This is a genomic window from Microbulbifer maximicatervae (SeqCode) (assembly GCF_052467615.1).
Genome location: NZ_CP174319.1, coordinates 2,258,775 through 2,277,666, shown reverse-complemented (window position 1 = coordinate 2,277,666; position 18,892 = coordinate 2,258,775). Strand labels below are relative to the sequence as shown.

18 protein-coding genes are annotated in these 18,892 nt (G+C 49.4%); 17 read left to right on the top strand and 1 reads right to left on the bottom strand.

Features of this window, described 5'->3' with window-relative positions:
- Window positions 1–27 precede the first annotated feature (27 nt).
- The 10 genes from cobO (at window position 28) to ACJJIM_RS10155 (ending at window position 8,639) form a co-directional block, all read left to right on the top strand.
- Window positions 28–642: a cob(I)yrinic acid a,c-diamide adenosyltransferase gene (cobO, locus tag ACJJIM_RS10200; RefSeq protein WP_413662193.1), complete on the top strand. Its 615-nt coding sequence runs from the start codon at window positions 28–30 to the stop codon at window positions 640–642.
- 12 nt (window positions 643–654) lie between these two features.
- Window positions 655–2,163 (top strand): cobyric acid synthase, encoded by a 1,509-nt coding sequence (locus ACJJIM_RS10195; RefSeq protein ID WP_444913207.1) that lies wholly within the window; start codon window positions 655–657, stop codon window positions 2,161–2,163.
- A complete protein-coding gene (locus tag ACJJIM_RS10190; protein ID WP_413662191.1) occupies window positions 2,160–3,182 on the top strand; it encodes a FecCD family ABC transporter permease in 1,023 nt (340 codons plus the stop codon). Before ACJJIM_RS10195 ends, ACJJIM_RS10190 begins: the two co-directional genes overlap by 4 nt.
- Window positions 3,182–3,964 (top strand): heme ABC transporter ATP-binding protein, encoded by a 783-nt coding sequence (locus ACJJIM_RS10185; protein WP_444913206.1) that lies wholly within the window; start codon window positions 3,182–3,184, stop codon window positions 3,962–3,964. Before ACJJIM_RS10190 ends, ACJJIM_RS10185 begins: the two co-directional genes overlap by 1 nt.
- On the top strand, window positions 3,957–4,505 hold the full coding sequence (cobU, locus tag ACJJIM_RS10180) for a bifunctional adenosylcobinamide kinase/adenosylcobinamide-phosphate guanylyltransferase (RefSeq protein ID WP_444913205.1): 549 nt from the start codon (window positions 3,957–3,959) through the stop codon (window positions 4,503–4,505). The genes ACJJIM_RS10185 and cobU overlap by 8 nt, the downstream gene beginning before the upstream one ends.
- Before the next feature lie 98 nt (window positions 4,506–4,603).
- Entirely contained in the window at window positions 4,604–5,650 is a 1,047-nt protein-coding gene (gene cobT / locus ACJJIM_RS10175; RefSeq protein WP_444913204.1) for a nicotinate-nucleotide--dimethylbenzimidazole phosphoribosyltransferase, read from the top strand.
- Window positions 5,640–6,245: a histidine phosphatase family protein gene (locus ACJJIM_RS10170; protein ID WP_444913203.1), complete on the top strand. Its 606-nt coding sequence runs from the start codon at window positions 5,640–5,642 to the stop codon at window positions 6,243–6,245. Before cobT ends, ACJJIM_RS10170 begins: the two co-directional genes overlap by 11 nt.
- On the top strand, window positions 6,229–7,062 hold the full coding sequence (gene cobS / locus ACJJIM_RS10165; RefSeq protein ID WP_444913202.1) for an adenosylcobinamide-GDP ribazoletransferase: 834 nt from the start codon (window positions 6,229–6,231) through the stop codon (window positions 7,060–7,062). The genes ACJJIM_RS10170 and cobS overlap by 17 nt, the downstream gene beginning before the upstream one ends.
- Window positions 7,063–7,092: 30 nt before the next feature.
- On the top strand, window positions 7,093–8,016 hold the full coding sequence (locus tag ACJJIM_RS10160; protein WP_444913201.1) for a cobalamin-binding protein: 924 nt from the start codon (window positions 7,093–7,095) through the stop codon (window positions 8,014–8,016).
- 257 nt (window positions 8,017–8,273) lie between these two features.
- Window positions 8,274–8,639, top strand: a complete 366-nt coding sequence (locus tag ACJJIM_RS10155; RefSeq protein WP_444913200.1) for a hypothetical protein — start codon at window positions 8,274–8,276, stop codon at window positions 8,637–8,639.
- A 69-nt stretch (window positions 8,640–8,708) separates the two neighbouring features.
- Here ACJJIM_RS10155 and ACJJIM_RS10150 read toward each other — a convergent pair whose 3' ends face one another.
- Entirely contained in the window at window positions 8,709–9,614 is a 906-nt protein-coding gene (locus ACJJIM_RS10150) for an AraC family transcriptional regulator (RefSeq protein ID WP_444913199.1), read from the bottom strand.
- 169 nt (window positions 9,615–9,783) lie between these two features.
- On the opposite strand from ACJJIM_RS10150, the gene ACJJIM_RS10145 reads away from it, so the two are divergent.
- The 7 genes from ACJJIM_RS10145 to ACJJIM_RS10115 all read left to right on the top strand — a co-directional run bounded on the left by ACJJIM_RS10145 (window position 9,784) and on the right by ACJJIM_RS10115 (window position 18,892).
- Window positions 9,784–10,530 (top strand): cysteine hydrolase, encoded by a 747-nt coding sequence (locus ACJJIM_RS10145; protein WP_444913198.1) that lies wholly within the window; start codon window positions 9,784–9,786, stop codon window positions 10,528–10,530.
- Window positions 10,531–11,082: 552 nt separating this feature from the next.
- On the top strand, window positions 11,083–11,466 hold the full coding sequence (locus ACJJIM_RS10140; RefSeq protein WP_413662180.1) for a BlaI/MecI/CopY family transcriptional regulator: 384 nt from the start codon (window positions 11,083–11,085) through the stop codon (window positions 11,464–11,466).
- The gene (locus ACJJIM_RS10135) at window positions 11,466–12,419 is read left to right on the top strand and encodes a M56 family metallopeptidase (protein WP_444913197.1); all 954 of its coding nucleotides are present in this window, start codon (window positions 11,466–11,468) and stop codon (window positions 12,417–12,419) included. Before ACJJIM_RS10140 ends, ACJJIM_RS10135 begins: the two co-directional genes overlap by 1 nt.
- A 79-nt stretch (window positions 12,420–12,498) precedes the next feature.
- Window positions 12,499–13,743 (top strand): TolC family protein, encoded by a 1,245-nt coding sequence (locus ACJJIM_RS10130; protein WP_444913196.1) that lies wholly within the window; start codon window positions 12,499–12,501, stop codon window positions 13,741–13,743.
- Window positions 13,740–14,969, top strand: coding sequence for an efflux RND transporter periplasmic adaptor subunit (locus tag ACJJIM_RS10125; protein WP_444913195.1), 1,230 nt, complete (start codon window positions 13,740–13,742; stop codon window positions 14,967–14,969). The genes ACJJIM_RS10130 and ACJJIM_RS10125 overlap by 4 nt, the downstream gene beginning before the upstream one ends.
- A 9-nt stretch (window positions 14,970–14,978) precedes the next feature.
- Window positions 14,979–18,134: an efflux RND transporter permease subunit gene (locus ACJJIM_RS10120; protein WP_444913194.1), complete on the top strand. Its 3,156-nt coding sequence runs from the start codon at window positions 14,979–14,981 to the stop codon at window positions 18,132–18,134.
- A gap of 62 nt (window positions 18,135–18,196) precedes the next feature.
- Window positions 18,197–18,892: a HupE/UreJ family protein gene (locus ACJJIM_RS10115; RefSeq protein WP_444913193.1), complete on the top strand. Its 696-nt coding sequence runs from the start codon at window positions 18,197–18,199 to the stop codon at window positions 18,890–18,892.

The window sequence follows — 18,892 nt, the reverse complement described above, 5'->3', positions numbered from 1 at the left end:
TTTATAGGTTCTTGAACTGAGGTGGCCATGTCGGAAGACGAGCAAAAACGAAATGCCAAGCACAAGCAGGCAATGCAAAAACACAAGGAGAAGGTTGATGCCAACATTGCAGCAGCCGATATCCAGCGTGGAGTTGCTGTCCTTCTCACTGGAAATGGCAAAGGGAAGTCGAGCTCAGCTTTCGGCATGGTGATACGCGCACTGGGTTACGGGCAGAAAGTGGGTGTAGTGCAATTTATTAAAGGCGCACAGCAATCTGGGGAAGAGCTTTTCCTTAAAAACCATTGCCCGGAAGTTACTCTCTATCAAATGGGTACTGGCTTTACCTGGAATACTCAGGATCGCACCAGCGATATTGCTGCTGCAGAGAGAACCTGGGCAGAGGCAGAAAAAATGCTCACCGATACCACCTATGACTTAGTGGTGTTGGACGAACTCACTTATATGCTCGCTTACAAATACCTGGATGAGTCCAAAGTATTGGAGACTCTAGCCCAGCGGCCACAGGAACAGAGTTTGGTGGTGACTGGTCGAGGTGGTGGTAGTGCACTACAGGAGCTAGTGGATACGGTATCTGAAGTGAAAGATGTTAAGCATGCTTTTAAAGCGGGCATCAAAGCCCGCAAAGGCGTAGATTACTAGGTTGTTTTCACTATGTCCGTGTTGATGGTTCAGGGCACGACTTCCGATGCCGGCAAGAGTACTTTGGTGGCCGGGCTCGCTCGTTACTTTTCCCAGCGCGGAGTCAGTGTCGCACCTTTTAAACCGCAAAATATGGCACTCAATAGTGCCGTTACGGCGGATGGTGGTGAGATAGGGCGGGCACAAGCGCTGCAGGCCCAGGCTTGTGGAATCGACCCTCACAGCGATATGAACCCGGTGTTACTTAAGCCCGCTTCAGATACTGGGGCTCAGGTTATTATCCAGGGTAAAGTGCTGGGGAATATGCAGGCGCTGGATTACCACCACTACAAGGCTACCGCGCAAAATGCAGTGCTGGACTCCTTCGCACGGCTCGATGATCAATATGAGCTGGTGTTAGTTGAAGGGGCAGGTAGCCCGGCAGAAATTAACCTGCGGGAAAACGATATTGCCAATATGGGCTTTGCCGAGGCGGTTGATTGCCCGGTTATACTGATTGCCGATATCGATCGCGGAGGTGTGTTCGCCCACTTGGTAGGCACCCTCGAATTGCTGTCTTCCTCAGAGCGAGAGCGTGTGGTCGGTTTTGTGATCAACCGCTTTCGTGGCGATCTGCAATTACTTCAGCCGGGGCTCGACTGGTTAGAGGAGTATACCGGCAAGCCAGTTCTCGGAGTCTTACCTTATCTCCATGACCTCTACCTTGACGCGGAGGATGCCATTAGTACCAAACAGAGCGGTGCTGATGCTCGATTGAAAGTGGTAGTGCCGGTATTGCCGCGCATAAGCAATCATACAGATTTTGATGCGCTGAGGTTGCATCCGGATATCGATCTGCAATTTGTCAGTGTCCGCGAACCAGTCCCTCAGTGCGACTGGATTATTCTTCCTGGCAGTAAAAATGTACGGGCAGACTTGGCCTACTTAAAAGAAAACGATTGGCCTGCACAGTTGGATCGGCATCTGCGCTATGGCGGCAAACTCGTGGGTATTTGCGGTGGTTTGCAAATGCTGGGGAGCGAGGTACAGGATCCGGATGGGGTAGAGGATACTCCGGGTAACGAACCGGGCTTGGGTTATCTGGATTTCACAACTCGCTTGCAGCCAGTCAAAGCACTGAAAAATATTACCGGCTTTTTAGCTTTGGAAAATGAAGTAAAAGAAGCTACTCCTGTTCAGGGCTATGAAATCCACTGTGGTATAACAGACGGTGTAGCTCTGCAAACTCCAGCGGTATATATCTGTGATAAAGGCAGAAATCCCAGGCCTGATGGTGCAATAAGTGCTGATGGACAGATATTCGCGACCTACGTGCATGGGCTGTTCGATTCACCCGAAGCGCTGAGCGCACTTTTTGCCTGGGGTGGGTTGAAAGACTCTACGCCGCTGGATGTGGGTGAACAGCGGCAGCAACAATTGGACAGGCTGGCTGAGACTATTGCCGAGAATATCCAGGGAAACTGGCTCGAGCAATTTGAGGGAGCCAGGGAGACGGCAGCGTTGCAAGAGGATACCCAGTGACTGTTGCCCGTATAAAAGCATTAAATATTGCCTGGTGGTTACTGCCCGCAGTACTTGCCCTTAGTTTTTCTGCTGCCGTTGCCATAGGAGCAGTGTATCTCTCACCCTCACAACTATTTGCCGCGATCAGTGGCCAGGGCGACGGTGGACTCGCTGGGGATATTGTTCAGGTAATACGATTGCCAAGGGCGCTGTTGGCCGCTGGAGTGGGTGCTGTGCTCGCCATCTGCGGGGCAATGTTGCAAGGCTTATTTCGAAACCCTCTAGCTGACCCATCCCTGATTGGTGTTACCGCAGGGGCTTCTCTCGGTGCTTGTTTGGCCATCCTGTTAGGAGCGGAGGTTGCCGCTGCGTTTGGGAGTTTGCCCGTTGTATCCATAGCTGCTTTTTTCAGCGGCCTTTTAGCGGTGACACTGGTCTACAAAGTGGCGAAAAGTATTAATGGCACTTCCGTGGCGACCATGTTGCTAATGGGGATTGCCGTTACCGCTTTTTCCGCAAGCCTGATCGGGCTAATGGAGTACTTTGCTGATAATGACACCCTGCGCCGTATGAGCCTGTGGCTTATGGGAGGGCTGGATGCAGCGAGCTATCCTCGCGCTTTTCTGGTTTTGGCCGTGCTGGGCGCTTTGCTTGCCAGTATGTCCCGTTTCGGCACCTCACTAAATGTTCTTTTATTGGGAGAATCCCAGGCGCGCCATCTCGGTATTGATGTGGAGCGGGTAAAAACCCGTTTGATAGTGCTTGTTGCGGCTGGAGTGGGCACTTCGGTTGCTGTAGCCGGCAGTATTGCTTTTGTGGGGCTGGTAGTGCCTCATATAGTGCGTTTGTGGGTAGGGCCTGATCACCGGCAGCTGCTGCCGCTTTCTGCCCTGGCTGGAGCCAGTTTATTGCTAGTTTCCGATACCCTGGCACGAACCATTATTGCCCCGGTGGAGATCCCGGTAGGGCTGATCACCGCACTAATTGGAGTGCCTTTCTTTGTTTCCTTGTTGCGTAAAAGCAGGGGGGCAATTTAATGGCTCTGCTACAGGTGGAGGGAGTTGCGGTTAGTGTCGGTAATCGGCCGCTGTTGCAAGATATCAACCTGGAGGTAGATGTCGGCGAGCTGGTTTGTGTGATTGGCCCCAATGGCGCGGGTAAGTCGACTCTGCTGCGTGCCCTTTGCGGCGAAGTCAGGATGGATTCCGGGCAGGTCCACTTTAAAGGCAGTCCTTTTGCAAAGTTGTCCGCCCGCAATCGAGCCAGGCAAGTTGCCGTCCTGCCGCAAAATAACCCACTGACATTTGCCTTTACCGGGCTGGAATTGGTCGCCCTCAGTCGAACTCCGCATTCCACTGGCACTGACCGGGACCGAGAAATCTGCCTGGAAGCCATGGCAGCGCTGGATGTTAGTCATTTGTCTGAGCGCCTGTACCCAACATTATCTGGCGGCGAGCAGCAGCGCTTGCAACTGGCTCGGGTGATGGCCCAGATCTGGCGGGCAGAGGATGGTGGAGAGCGGCTCCTCTTATTAGATGAGCCCGCTGCCAGCCTGGATATTGCACACCAATATGGAATGATGAGAGCGGTAAGAGACTTCGCGCGAAGTGGCGTAGCTGTGGTAATGACGGTCCATGATCTGGCCCATGCCAGCGGCTACAGCGACAGAATCCTCGCCTTAAAGCAGGGGCGCAGTATGGCCTACGGAAATCCAGAGGATGTATTGACTGCGGAGAATATGCAGCAGCTTTACGGCTACAGTGTCACGGTGATGCCACACCCGGTAACCGGTAAATCCCTGGTGATTGCCGATGTCTAGTTCCATTGGTGTGCATCTGGTACTAGGAGGCGCACGCAGTGGAAAAAGCCGGCTCGCGCAACAGCGCGCGGAGCAGTGGCTAAGCAGCAGTAGCGATGGTGGACTTACCTACCTGGCAACGGCTACCGCGGGCGATCAAGAAATGTCTACCCGTATTGCTCGACATCGGGAAGACCGGGATCATCGCTGGCAGACCTTGGAAGAACCTATTGCACTGGCAGAGGCTCTGGTTACAGCTCCTGAGCCCCACTGTGTACTGGTGGACTGCCTCACTTTATGGTTGAGCAACTGTCTTCATCAGGGCGTTTTGGAGCGTGAGCAAGAGGCGCTTCTGCAATGTATCGATCAGAGGCGCACTCTCGCTAACGGTAATACCCCACCTTGGATTTTTGTCAGTAATGAAGTCGGTTCGGGTATTGTGCCCCTTGGGCAGTTATCGCGGGAATTTGTGGATGCTGCAGGTTGGCTTCATCAGGCATTAGCCGAGCGAGCTGATAGCGTCACCTTGGCAATTGCTGGTTTGCCGCTCACTGTAAAGTAAAGAATCACCTGAGACTGAGACTGAGACTGAGACTGAGACTGAGACTGAGACTGAGACTGAGACTGAGACTGAGACTGAGACTGAGACTGAGACTGATAATGATGACAGATGAACTCAGTTGGCTCGATAAGCCTGCACCAACCCCGGACCAGAGTGCTCGCAATGCTGCGATTGCCCGCCAGAAGCAATTGATTAAGCCGCAGGGCGCGCTCGGCCGGCTCGAGAGCATTGCCGTGGATTTCGCCGGATTCCAGGGGAGAGAGCAACCCCAACTGAATAAATTGTCGGTGCGCGTATTCGGTGCTGATCACGGTATTGCAGCTCAGGGAACTTCCCGATTTCCTCAGGCCGTCACTTCTGTAATGCTGAAACTATTTTGCGAGGGTGGGGCGGCTATTAATGTGTTGAGCCGCGAGCAGAATGCGGACTTTGCCGCAATTAACCTGGGTTGTGTGGTCCCCGCTGAACACCCCGACTTGATTGATGAAGTTATAGCTCCCTCTACTGCGGATTTCTCCCAAGGTAACCCAGCTATGACCCAAACGCAGCTGGCTCTTGCTCTTGATGCCGGTCGCCGCCAGTCTACCGATGCAGATTGCTTTGTCGGCGGTGATATGGGTATTGGCAATACCACTTCCGCCGCTGCCATGTTTGCTGCCCTTTTTGAGCTAGAGGTTGGCAGCATTACGGGGCGAGGAACAGGTGTCGACGATGCAGTGCTCGCCCACAAGGTGGAACTGATCGAATCTGCCTTGGAGCAGCATCGGGCAGCGCTGGGCTCACCACTTGCTATTCTGCAAACTTTTGGTGGCTTTGAGATTGCAGCCTTAATAGGAGCGTTTATCGCCAGTGCCCAGCGAGGTGTCCCTGTATTGGTTGATGGTTTTATGGCGACTGCCGCGGCAGCTATTGCCGGTGCTATTAATCCGTCAGTGAAACCCTGGTTGCTCTACGCCCATCTCTCTGACGAGTCTGGTCATATACTAGCCCTCGAGTGCCTGGGGGTGAAGCCATTGCTGAGCTTCAATATGCGCCTTGGCGAGGGCACAGGTGCAGTGTTGGCCATAAGTATTATCAAGCAAGCGCTGAACCTGCATAACAAAATGTTCACTTTCAGTGAGGCAGGAGTGCCAGTTGCGGATTGATCTTTTACGACACGGTGCCTGCGAAGGTGGGAATATTTTTCGCGGCCAGATTGATGTGCCCCTAACCAGTGAGGGTAGGGAACAGATGTTGCAAGGGCTTGCCGAACTCGATGACTCCTGGGACCGGATTGTTACTTCACCCTTGAAACGCTGCCAACGCTTCGCTGCTCAGCTTGCCCGAGAGAAAGAGCTGCCGATAACTGAAGTTCCTGATATTCGGGAAATTGGTTTCGGGGACTGGGAGGGGCAGTCAGTCGATAAGATCTGGACTGAGCAACGAGCACTGTGTGAAGCCTGGGGGCGTGACCCGGAAAAGCACGCACCGCCGGGAGGTGAGCCCTTTCCCGTATTTCGATCCAGAGTTCTTCAAGCTATTGATAATCTAGCCCAGCAATATTCGGGAGAGTCCCTGCTACTGGTTACTCACGGTGGCGTTATCAAGTTGTTGCTCGCGTATGCGAATAACTGGCTCCCAGTGAAAATGATTTCGCTGCAAGTTAACTATGGGTTTGCCGCATCGCTGAGATACGACTCGGACAATAAGACCTTTACCGTTTCCTACCCAGAGCAGTCAGCTTATGTTTATTGCCCGTAAGTTGTACAACCTATCCCAAGCATTTCTGTATGCGCTGGTATTTCTTACCCGGCTGCCGGTGGCGGGCTTGCTGCGGGAGGTGGACAAGGAAACGGTGAAGCGGTCGATATATTTTTACCCCCTGGTTGGAGTGGTGATTGGTGTACTGTTATCCGGGGCCGCCTACCTTCTGGCTCCTTTAGATACTCAGTTGCAAGCCGCAATACTATTGGGTTTCTGGGTGGTCCTGACAGGTGCACTACACCTCGACGGTCTTGCTGACTGTACTGATGCCTACTTTGCTGGACATAAATGTGCGGATCCTGAAGAGCAACGTCAGCATATTTTGAGAGTAATGCACGATCCCCACTGCGGCTCTATTGCAGTAGCGGCTGTTGTTGTTTTCCTACTGATAAAGTTCGCTGCAATTGCAGCCCTGCTAGAGCTAATAAACCCGGTAACAAAAGATGCTTGGGTCTATCTGCCGTTGGTGCTCTCACCTATGCTAGCCAGGGCTGCGGCCCTAGCTTTAATGGGAATTTCACAATACGCACGTGTTGAAGGCCATGTACCACCCTCTGGCTCCGAGCGCAGATGGGACCTATTGCCGGTAGTTGCAATCGTAGTTGCTATTGGATGTTTAGCGGCGCCAATACCCATTGCCATAGGCATCGTCTGTAGTTTGATTGCCCTGGTCTTATTCTGGCGTCGCCTGTGGGATAAGACTATTGGTGGTTATACCGGCGACTGTTTGGGCGGTTTGGTCGAGATAAGTGAATTGTCGATATTGATATTATGGGTGGCAGTGGTTGCCAATGTGAGTTACGGAGCTGTTTAGAAGCTCCTTAGTTATAGTCGAGTTAAAGAGATGTCTCGAAGCAGTATTGTCCGTGTTGTTTTAACCTTGAATCTGTTATTGGTTAGTAATACTTGGGCGGATGATTCCGTGCGGGTAAAAGATGCCCGTGGCCAATGGGTTGAACTGCCTGCACCAGCAGAGCGTATTGTTGCGCTAGCGCCAAATATCGTGGAGAACTTTTACAGTGCCGGGGCAGGGGATAAGCTAATTGCTGCGGTAAGCTACAGTGACTACCCCGAGCAAGCCAAGCAATTACCGGAGATAGGTAACTATAAGGCGGTAAATTATGAAAGTTTACTATTGCTAAATCCTGACTTGATTGTTGCCTGGGGATCGGGAAATGGCGATCAGATGATTAATAAACTGGAGGATCTCGGTTTTACAGTTTTCGTATCTGAATCTCACACTCTTGAAGATATCGCTGTGAATGTAAAGCGCTTCGGTAAACTTGCAGGCACAAGTGACTATGCAGATAAATCTGCCGGAGAGTGGCTTGAGCGACTGAATCAAATACAGCTCAGCCATAAGGACCTGGATTCGGTCAGTGTTTTTTATCAGGTTTGGAATGAGCCACTGCAAACACTTAATGGCGACCACCTGATTAGCGATGTTATTCAAACCTGTGGCGGCCGTAATATATTTGCCGATGCATTGGTATTAGCACCGAAGATTAGTATTGAGTCTGTACTCGATAGAGACCCGAGAGTGATTATCGCCAGCGGCATGGGAGAAGAGCGGCCAGATTGGTTGGATGCCTGGGAAGCATACCCAAGAATTAATGCAGTTAAAGAGGGAAACCTGTTTCATGTACCACCGGATATCATCCAGCGACATACTTTTCGGGTGCTGGATGGTATGGAGGTGGTTTGTGGTCATCTGAACAATGCGCGAATGAAGGTTGATGCAGGTGCTACAGCTAAAAATGGTCTGTAATTCTCAATGACGTAGGAAAAATAAAATATTCCCAGGTACATTAAAGTAATTCATATATAAGTCTGTGATGAAATTCAGTTTAAGGAAGGAGACGTATGCTGGAAACAGTATCGGGGATTATAGTTTTCTTAGTGATCATTGGTGGATTGCTAGCTATTTCTTTTTGGGGTGGTTAAATTAACTAATTTTGAGAAAGATAGACAAAATCGTGGTCAATTTTTTGGCGTCATATCTCTAAAGATATAGCTGCGGGAAAGGTGGTCTTTGCAAGCCCTTTTTTAGCGCTGTTTGCCTATTATGGATTCTATCACTCCTTGAAAGTTGGAGGTGATTCATCTGGCACTTCAGTAACTACCTCGTGTGCTGCAACAGGGTTTTTTCTTATTTGTCATTCAGGCTTGATTGATCGTCGCTTCTTGAAGCTCCATATAGAAAATCTAAAGTTGCTGGCTGTGAGTGCAATATCTTTGGTTCTCGTTGAACTCAATGCTTCACTTTCGCTTACGACATTTGTTGGTGCTATGGCCATGATGATCTGCGCAGTAAAGTATTCTGTAGGGCAGGTGATTCTTGAGGCTGAGCGAGCTAGAGCCAAAGAAGAGAGGAAATCACGTAAAACCTAGCTTAGTTCTCTTTTATGGAGCCTGTTAGGCTGTAGAAGCTACTGAGTTATTAAAAAATAACTGGAAATGTCAAGATTCGATGCCTTTCCTTCTTGCTGCTCCAGGGCCATAGCCAAAGTGTTTTTTAAATGCTTTACTAAAACTGGCCTCGGATTGATAGCCAAACTGATGGGCTACTTGAGCAGTTGAATTTTTCTTTTCATAAAACTCTTGGTGAGCACGCTGCATTCTCCAATTGGTAACATACTGCATCGGTGTTTTTTTCACTAAAAGCAGGAATTTTTCAGAGAATGATGATCGAGACATAGCAGCAAGTTTGGATAATTTATCAACTGTCCACGAGTACCCTGGATCAGAATGGATAGACTGTAAAACTTTTCCCAACTTGGGGTCCGCGAGTGCTTTAATGTATCCATCGGTAAATTGTGAGCTCTTCATATGAGCGCGCACAATATAAATAAATAATATTTCAGACAAGCGGTCAATAGCAATTTTCTCGCCAGGCAAATTGTTTTCTATCTCAAATGTTATAAAGCGAGTCACCGTTTCTATTAGTGCAGCACCTTCAGCCAAATCATTCTGAACGATTAAAACCTCTGGTAAATCTTCATGAAGAGGATTCCAGCTAAAGTGATCGAGCTCAAAATAACCACATATTAAACTTGTCGCAGCCCTACCTAAAGCCTGTCCCTCTTCGTTAGGTTGGTTAAGTTCCAGTTTAGGGTCTGGTGTGTCCTGACTATGGGTTATTGTATGAATAGCATCATGAGGAAATACCACCAAGTCACCGGCCCTTAATGGTATTGGAACATCCTGAGAGGGTAAATGTAACCAGCAAACACCACGAGTAACAAGATGAAAGGTGGCCTTTTGCTCTCCGGAGGTGTCTACCCGCCACGCGCCATAAAATTGGCTGTGTAAAAAAACATGTGCTTTTAAGTGGAAAACCCTGAGCAAATCACTTAACACGTCCATAACGGCAAACACCTAAAAACCATACGGTCATACGATTTGACATAAAATACATATTTTAAAGCATTTATCGTACAGATTGTGAGGATATTATACGTTCCAGGTTGAGTGCTAGCAATATCCTGCTTACTTACCCTACATAACTTAAGAGCTTTGGATAGGAAAATACCTGATGAACTTTTTAAATAATCTAGTAGCGCCAGTTGTAGCACTAGGGCTTATCTCTTTCTCATTAAATAGCTTTGCCGATCAAGTCGAGCCTGGTATGAAGATTGATCCAGAGCGGACGGCAATCGTAATAACCGACCCGCAGAATGATTTCTTAAGCCCTAATGGTGTAACCTGGGGTGTAGTGGGGGAAAGTGTAGAAAAAAATAATACAGTTCAGAACCTCGAACGGTTAATGAAAGTTGCAGGGAAAAAGGATGTGCCTTTATTTATTTCCCCACACTATTACTACCCTCATGATCATAAGTGGAAGTTTGAGGGGAACCTCGAAGTGGTAATGCACAAACTTGGTATGTTCAACCGAGAAGACCCTCTAAACTTAAACGGGTTTGAAAACTCTGGAGCTGATTGGTTGGAGCAGTATAAGCCATATATAAATAATGGTAAGACTGTTGTGACCGGCCCGCATAAAATTTATGGCCCTGAGACAAATGATTTAGTACTCCAACTGAGAAAGCAGGGGATTGATAAAGTAATTCTTGCAGGGATGTCTGCAAATCTATGCACAGAATCTCACATGCGCGAATTATTAGAACAGGGATTTGAAGTGGCAGTTGTAACCGATGCAACAGCTGGTGCAAATTTGCCTGAGGGCAATGGCTACGAAGCAGCAATGATTAACTTCAAGTATATGGCTAATGATATACTTACCACAAAAGAAGCGGTTAAATTGATTAAAAAGGAATTCTAAGTAAGTAAACGTAGGCATAATCAAATTCACTGTAAATCTGGTTTATAGTGAGTGGTTATGCCTACAAAGGATATCTGCAGACATTTAATGGATAGGCTCTTTGGCTACCTGGATTTAGGTCTGAGGTATAAAACATTCTCCGAATTCATGTGTAGTGCAGTCGATTTGAATAAGCAGCTTGTTTGCTATCGGCTGAAATATGACACTTGAAAAAAGCCCAGTTGTAGGTGCCTTTCTCTACTTTGATGATCAATTTCAGGTGATGTCGTTTTTTGACATCCTTGTGGGTGCTGCGAAAAGGCGTAAAAAAATACTGGTTTGGACCTGATTACACATAGGAATGTCAGGTATACGGTGACAAAGGTTCTAAATAACTGTGGGCAGTGTTTCAGAAGGTTAAGTTTGCAGGGTATCTTGGCCTCACTATTCTCTTAACAATTTCACTTTGAGTTTCTAAGCTTGGAGAAGTCTGACATAAAAACCTATTGACGATCGGTTTTTGTCGCTCTACCATCATTCAAAGAACAGTTTTAACCTCTGGAATAATGGTCTATGCGACTTGGCGATCTTGAGAAACAGGTGCTCCAATACCTATGGGATAGAAAATCTGCGGATGCCAAACAGGTCCACTCGGACTTGAGTAGGGCCCGTGGAGGTTCTCTTAACACCATCCAGAGCACGCTGGATCGCCTTTACAAGAAAGGTTTGCTGTCTCGGGAGAAGCAGGGGCATGCATTCCAATACAGCCCGGCAGTGGAGCGCTACGAGTTTGTCGGACAGCTGATTCAAGACGTTACTCGTGAGTTCGTTGATGATGAGAACGGGTTGGTTGCCGCATTTACCTCCATCTCATCGGAGTTGAGCGAAAGCCAATTGGAGCAGCTGGAGCAGTTGATCGAAAGCCAGAAGATTAAGCGCCAGCAGGGTGAACGCTAATGATTTTGGGGCAGGTTGCACTCTGGCTAAACCTGCTGACTATTGCAGCGCTTGGTCTGTTTGTTGGTATTTTACTGGTGTCAGCTGCCAGCCTTTCCGTTTCCCGGTATTCACTTAGCTTGTCTGCCTGTAGCCGGCGTTTACTGCTGTGGAGCGCGGTATTGCTGCCGTGGTTCGCGGCTTCCACCGCCGCTGTAATCCTGGCTTTCCCCAGCCTTTTGGGAGGCGTTGCACCACTGGCGCACTGGCACCATATCAATGCTTTTAACCTCTACAGTTGGCACGGTGTTTTTACTATTGCGTTTCTTTTCTTTAGCGGTTTTTTGGCGTTTCAAAGTTTTAAACGAGCTCATCGCCATTTGGCGCAGCTCCGTTTGCTAATGCAACTTTGCGAAAGGGATAAGTCTGACCATAGTATTATCCAGGCAAAGGGCCCCCAGGCTTTCACCAGTGGTCTGCTCCGTCCACAAGGGTTTTATACTAGCGGTCTGCGAGACCAGTTAACAGCGGAAGAGTTTGAGGTGGTGCGCCTGCATGAGGAAGCACATGCGCAAAAATTTGATCCTCTGAAGAAATTAATATTCGCTTTATTTGCCAGCTTTTTCCCTACGCGTTTGGGGAATTACCTGAATCGGCAGATGGCGCTGTGTATGGAGCAGCGTGCAGATGCTTATGCCCATAGGCAGGGGTGGAGTGAGACTTTTATCGCCCAAACCCTACTTAAAGTAACCCGTATCTCCAATGGGTTGCATCCCAAAGAGAGAACTTCCGCAATGGTCTGTTATTTCGCTCTTGACCAATTGGATGCTCGTATTCGTTACTTGCTGTCTGATGATAAGGGGCGCAGCTTACCCCCCTTGTTATTAGCTGGAATGTTTGTGGCTCTTACAGGCACTTGCCTTGTTTCGGTGGATGCGCTCCACCACACCGTCGAAACCCTTTTCTCCCACTAAGGAAGCCGAAGTGTTTAATTGTTTGCGTTTAGTCATAACTAAAAAACCGATTGTTAATCGGTTTTTTATGGCCGGGGCTGTGTTCTTTTTAGTCGCATTAAGTGGACCCCTTAGGGCAGAACAGGGCGAGGAGTTATCGGGACTTACTTATGAACAGGCAATTCTTAAAAGCTTGCAAAATCACCCTGAACTGGCGGGTTACCGATATCAGTTTGAGGCTGTGGATGCTTTATCCAAGCACGCCAAGCTTGGACCACGCCCAGAGCTTAGTGTTGCCGCCGAGGGGGTGGGGGAGGACAAGAGCAGCGATGGCAATGGCAGTTCCCAGGTAACAGTAGGCATCAGTTGGCTATTACAGGGTGATCTCGCAGAAAAACGTGTATTGGCTACACGCAGTAAGACTTCCGTGATTGAGGCCGAAAAGCAGGTTCTTGAGTTAGAAGTTGCCGCTAATACTGCGCGTTACTTTTTTCAGGTCCTGGCTCAGCAGGAACGCCTGGAAATTGCTAAAAGAGCAGTCGACCTGGCTCGCAGGATATCCGCCGAAATTAATCGCCAAGTTAGTGTTGGCAGAACGAATGAAGCCGATGCTTTTCGGGCGGAAGTTGACTTACAGCGTCGACTCTTAGCTGTGGAGGATGTCGAGCACGAGTTGGATATTGCCAAATATCAATTAGCTGCCCAGTGGGGCTCCAGAGAGCCCAGTTTTCGTGCAGTGGTTGGTTCTCTTTCCAGTGTCCTTCCAGAAGTTGATTTATCAAGATTGCGAAGCTTGGTGGCGAGCAACCCAAATTTGGAAATATTCATGAGCCGCGAGCGCGTGGCGCAGGCGGAAATTGATTTGGCACGTGCAGAAGCGGGCATTCAATGGAGGATTGATACAGGAATTCGTCGCAACGATGCGAGCGAGGATTATGGATTGGTGGCAGGTTTCGCAATCCCACTAGGTAAGGGCGATCGCAATCGCGGCAAGGTATCTGCTTTGAGGGCGGAACAAAATCGTTTCCGAGCAGAAAGAAATGCGAAAGAGATTGAGTTGGATACACAGCTCTTTGTGATGACCCAAAGGCTACAGCATCACCGGCACGTGGCTGCCGCCTTGAATGAAAAGATGATTCCCAGTCTGGATAAGGCGCTCACCGCTACGCAAAAAGCCTATCGACGTGGACGCTATAACTACTCGGAATTGGCACTAGCCCAACAGGGACTTAGCGATGCGCAGCTTTCACTGCTCCAGGCACAGTACAACGCACACCTTAGCCTGATTGAAATTGAAAAACTTACCGGCCTGTCATTGGCACAGATAAGCGAGAGCGAGATATGAGATCCGCAGTTTTTTCCAGCCTGATATTCAGTGCTCTACTTTCCTTGTTACTTAGTGGCAGCGGCAGTGTCTATGCGGCCGGAGCTGTCGCAGGGTCGGAACCGGAAAAAGGGCCCAATCGTGGGCGCATGTTGCGTGAAGGTGATTTTGCCGTTGAGCTAAGTATTTATGAAACCGGTGTTCCCCCGGAGTTTCGAGTTTGGGTGAGTATTGATGGAGAGCTTGTAAATCCTCAACAGGTTGATCTTAAAGTGGTTCTTACAAGGCTTGGAGATGGAGAGGATCACATCGAGTTCAGGCCTGAGGGGGATTACCTGCGTGGTGATATGGTGATCTATGAGCCCCACTCATTTGTTGTAACTCTAACCGCCAAGTACCAGGGGCAAGAACACCGTTGGCAATATGATAATTTTGAGGGGCGAACCCGTATCGAATCCGGTATTGCTGAATCCATGGAAATTGATACGGAAACCGTCGGCCCCGCAATGATGAGTGAGACCAGCCGCGCTTATGGCAGGCTTATTGTAGATCCAGAGCAGGTACGTGAAATTAGTGCGCGTTTCGATGGCTTTGTAGAAACTGTGCAGGTGGGGTTGGGGGAGCGCGTTAAAAAAGGGCAACCCCTAATTACCATTAACAGCAATCAAAACCTAAACACCTACACTATTCAATCCCCAATTGCCGGTGTAGTAGTCCAGCGCAATGTAAACCCTGGCGAACAGACCGCAGGTCGAGTTTTATTAACGGTTGCCGATGATACTGCTTTGTTAGCAGAGCTGGATGTTTTCCCCTCGACACGCCCCCAGATTCGCCAGGGCGCGCCCGTTTCCGTCAATATCAAGTCCCTGGAAACTCCTCTGCTCGGGGTAGTGAAACAAATTGATACTTTGATGAAACCCAACCAGGCCACCGCTGTTCGAGTGTCACTGCAAGATATTCCCGCAGGCCTCGCACCAGGTTCTTTTGTAAGCGGCGATATCCAAGTTGCTGAATATGAGGTGCCTCTTGCCGTAAAGCGTTCCGGTTTACAGGCGTTCCGCGATTTTACTGTCGTTTATGCCAAGGTGGGCGATCAATATGAGGTGCGTATGTTGGAGCTGGGGCGTGAAGCAGGCGATTGGGTAGAGGTGCTGGGGGGGATTCGACCGGGAATCGAGTATGTCACCGGCAACAGCTACATCATTAAAGCGGACATTGAAAAGTCCGGTGCATCCCACGATCACTGAGGGTTCGACATGCTTGAGTACTTGATAAGAACCTCAATTCAAAATCGCGGGCTGGTTATTGCCCTTGTGCTATTACTGTGCGGTTTGGGCATTTGGAATTTCACCCGGCTGCCCATTGATGCGGTACCGGATATCACCAATATCCAGGTGGTTATTAATACGGAGGCACCGGGGTATACCCCAAAAGAAGTTGAGCAACGGGTTACATACCCTGTGGAAAATGCAATGGCTGGATTGCCGAGCCTTGCTTATACCCGCTCCGTTTCGCGGTATGGGTTGTCTCAGGTTACGGTGATTTTTGATGATGGCACCGATATTTATTTTGCCCGCCAGTTAGTGAATGAACGGCTCACTAGTGTACGTGGTGCACTGCCTGCTGGTTTGGAGCCGGAGCTTGGACCCATCGCCACAGGTCTTGGTGAAATCTTTATGTTCACAGTGGACTCCGAACCCGGAGCCACCAATGCTGATGGCAGTGCGGTAACACCCAAGGACTTGCGTTCGGTGCATGACTGGATTGTACGCCCGCAGTTACTGCGTGTACCTGGTGTGGTGGAAGTCAATCCGATCGGCGGGTTCAAGAGAGAAATTCTAATTGCTTTAGAGCCGGAGAAACTGCTGGCATTTGGCCTCAGCCAAGAAGACCTGATTCGCTCGATCGAGGAGAACAATCGTAACCGCGGTGTAGGCTTTATTGAACACAGTGGCGCCCAGTGGTTGTTGCGGGTTCCGGGGCAGGCAAGCTCGTTAGAGACACTGGAGGATTTCCTGGTTGCGGAAGTGAATGGCGTTGCTGTTCGCCTTGGCGACTTGGCCAAGATCGAAGAGGGGCGCGAAATGCGCACCGGGGCGGCTACTCAGAACGGCAGGGAAGTGGTGATGAGTACCGTTTTCATGCTGGTTGGCGAAAATAGTCGCACCGTTGCAGGTGCAGTTGGTGAAAAGTTAGAGGATATCAAACAGAGTCTACCACCAGGTATCAGATTGACTGCGGTTTATGATCGTACCGGTCTGGTTGACCAGACATTGCGCACGGTCCAAACCAATCTTATGGAAGGTGCGCTGCTGGTTATCGCGGTTCTTTTCCTGCTGCTGGGGAATGTTCGCGCAGCAATTCTCACTGCACTGGTCATTCCGGTGGCCATGTTAATGACCATCACCGGCATGGTACAGGCCCGCGTAAGTGCAAACCTGATGAGTCTGGGGGCGCTGGATTTTGGCTTGTTGGTGGATGGGGCCATCATTATTGTCGAGAACTGTTTGCGACGCCTCAGCGAATCCGCCCGCGAGCGTGGCCAGTTAGATCTAAAAGAACGGCTTACCCTGGTATTCCAATCGACGCGGGAAGTGATTCGCCCGGCCATGTTTGGTGTGTTCATTATCACAGCAGTGTATTTACCCATTTTTGCCCTGACCGGAGTGGAGGGCAAGATGTTCCATCCAATGGCTATTACCGTGGTGATTGCGCTGCTTTCTGCGATGTTTCTTTCCATCACTTTGGTGCCAGCCGGCATAGCACTGCTATTCCGAAAACCGGTGATCGAAAAGAAAAACCCTGCACTTGAGAAGTTGAATAGCATTTATCGCCCGGCCTTGGAGTTTGCACTGCGCCAGCGTGGCATGGTTGTCGCTATTGCTGCGCTACTGGTGTTGGTTTCCGGTTATACGGCAAGCAGAATGGGTAGCGAATTTGTGCCGAATCTGGATGAAGGCGATATTGCCATGCACGCCTTGCGTATTCCCGGCACATCCTTGGAACAAGCGATTGCACTACAAAAATCCCTGGAGGAGCGGATTAAAGAGTTGCCCGAAGTGGAGCGTGTATTCGCCAAAATTGGTACTGCGGAAGTGGCTACCGATGCCGTTCCCCCAAGTGTTGCCGATAACTTTATTATCCTGAAACCCAGGTCTCAGTGGCCAGATCCGGATAAGCCGAAAGAGCAATTGGTAGAAGAGCTGGCAAAGCTGGTAGAGCCAATCCCCGGCAACCGCTATGAATTTCTCCAGCCAATCCAGATGCGCTTTAACGAGCTTTTAGCTGGGGTGCGTGCGGAATTGGCGATCAAAGTCTTTGGCGATGACTTTGAGCAATTAGAGCGTTTGGGCAATGAAATTGAAGCGGCTATAGGCAGTGTTGAAGGCGTTGCTGATATACAGATGGAGCAAACCAGCGGTTTACCGGTTCTCGCCATTGTTCCTGACCAGGCCGCACTAACCCAGTATGGGCTGGCCATCAATCAGGTACAGGAGCAGCTGGCAACCGCCCTGGGAGGTACGGTTGCTGGCCGCTTTTATGAAGGAGACCGCCGCACCGATATTGTTGTGCGTTTGCCAGAGGTATTGCGCCAGGATTTGGATGCGCTAAAGAAACTGCCGATTTATCGACCCAATGGCAATTATGTGCCCCTGGAGGAAATTGCCAGCTTGGAACTCACTGCCGGTATCAATCAGGTTTTCCGCGAGAACGGTAAACGCAGGGTAGTGGTAACGGCCAATGTGCGGGGTAGGGACCTGGGTAGCTTTGTTGCTGATGTACAGCAGTCCGTTTCCGATAAAGTGGAAATACCACCCGGTTACTGGGTTGAATACGGCGGAACTTATCAGGCGCTACAGTCTGCTACTGAACGCTTATCGATTGTAGTGCCGCTGACCCTTGTGTTAATTATGGGGCTTCTCCTGCTGGCGCTTCGTTCCATAAAAGATGCGGCAATTATCTTTACCGGTATACCCCTCGCATTAACCGGCGGTGTGCTCTCTTTAATGTTGCGGGATATCCCTTTCTCCATTTCCGCAGCCGTTGGTTTTATTGCACTTTCCGGGATTGCCATCCTTAACGGCCTGGTGATGGTTTCCTTTATTCGCGACCTGCAAGACCAAGGTTACAGCATAGAAAAGGCCATTATTGAGGGCGCACTGATCCGCTTACGTCCGGTCATTAGTACCGCACTGGTTGCCTCACTCGGTTTCGTGCCCATGGCGCTGAATACTGGTATTGGTTCTGAGGTACAGCGCCCACTGGCTACGGTGGTTATTGGCGGTATTGTCTCATCAACAATCCTGACACTTTTAGTGTTGCCGGCACTCTACAGAATTTTACATGGCAGGAATGCCAAGTCGGAGAGCTTACAAGATAACCCTGAAGTGGCTCTGGCTGGAGCCAGTTAACTGGGCCTGTGTGCGCATTGGTTCACAAGAATTTAGAACTTTAATAACGGGAGATAGTAACGTTGCATAATAGCTTAAAAACAGTTTTCGGCTTGATGGCGCTGATAGCAGGTATGGTGATATCTATGCCGCTATTTGCCCATGGAGTGGACGATGCTACCAAGACTTTTCTTGCCGGCAACGAAGGGGTATCTATTATTCCCTTTCTATATATTGGCGCCAAGCATATGGTGACTGGCTATGACCACCTGCTGTTCCTGGTGGGAGTCATTTTCTTTTTATATCGATCAAAAGATGTTCTTATCTATGTAAGCTTCTTTACTCTGGGTCATAGCTTAACCCTTTTATTTGGAGTGCTTAACGACACCCATGTGAATGCCTATTTGATCGATGCCATTATTGGATTATCCATTGTCTATAAAGGCTTCGATAATCTCGGCGGCTTCAAACGGGTTTTTGGCTTCCAGCCTAATACCAAGGCTGCCGTACTGATTTTTGGACTCTTCCACGGTTTTGGTTTGGCAACCAAATTACAGGAATTCAAGCTGTCCGGCGATGGGTTGGTGGAGAACATCCTGGCCTTTAATGTCGGGGTTGAAATTGGTCAGTTTGTTGCGTTGCTGTTTATTCTTCTCGCCATCAATTATTGGCGTCGCTTTGACAGTTTTCTGCGCTTTTCCACCATGACAAATACCTTACTAATGAGTGGCGGACTGATGTTGGTGGGTTACCAGATGACAGGCTACTTCGTAGGTTAG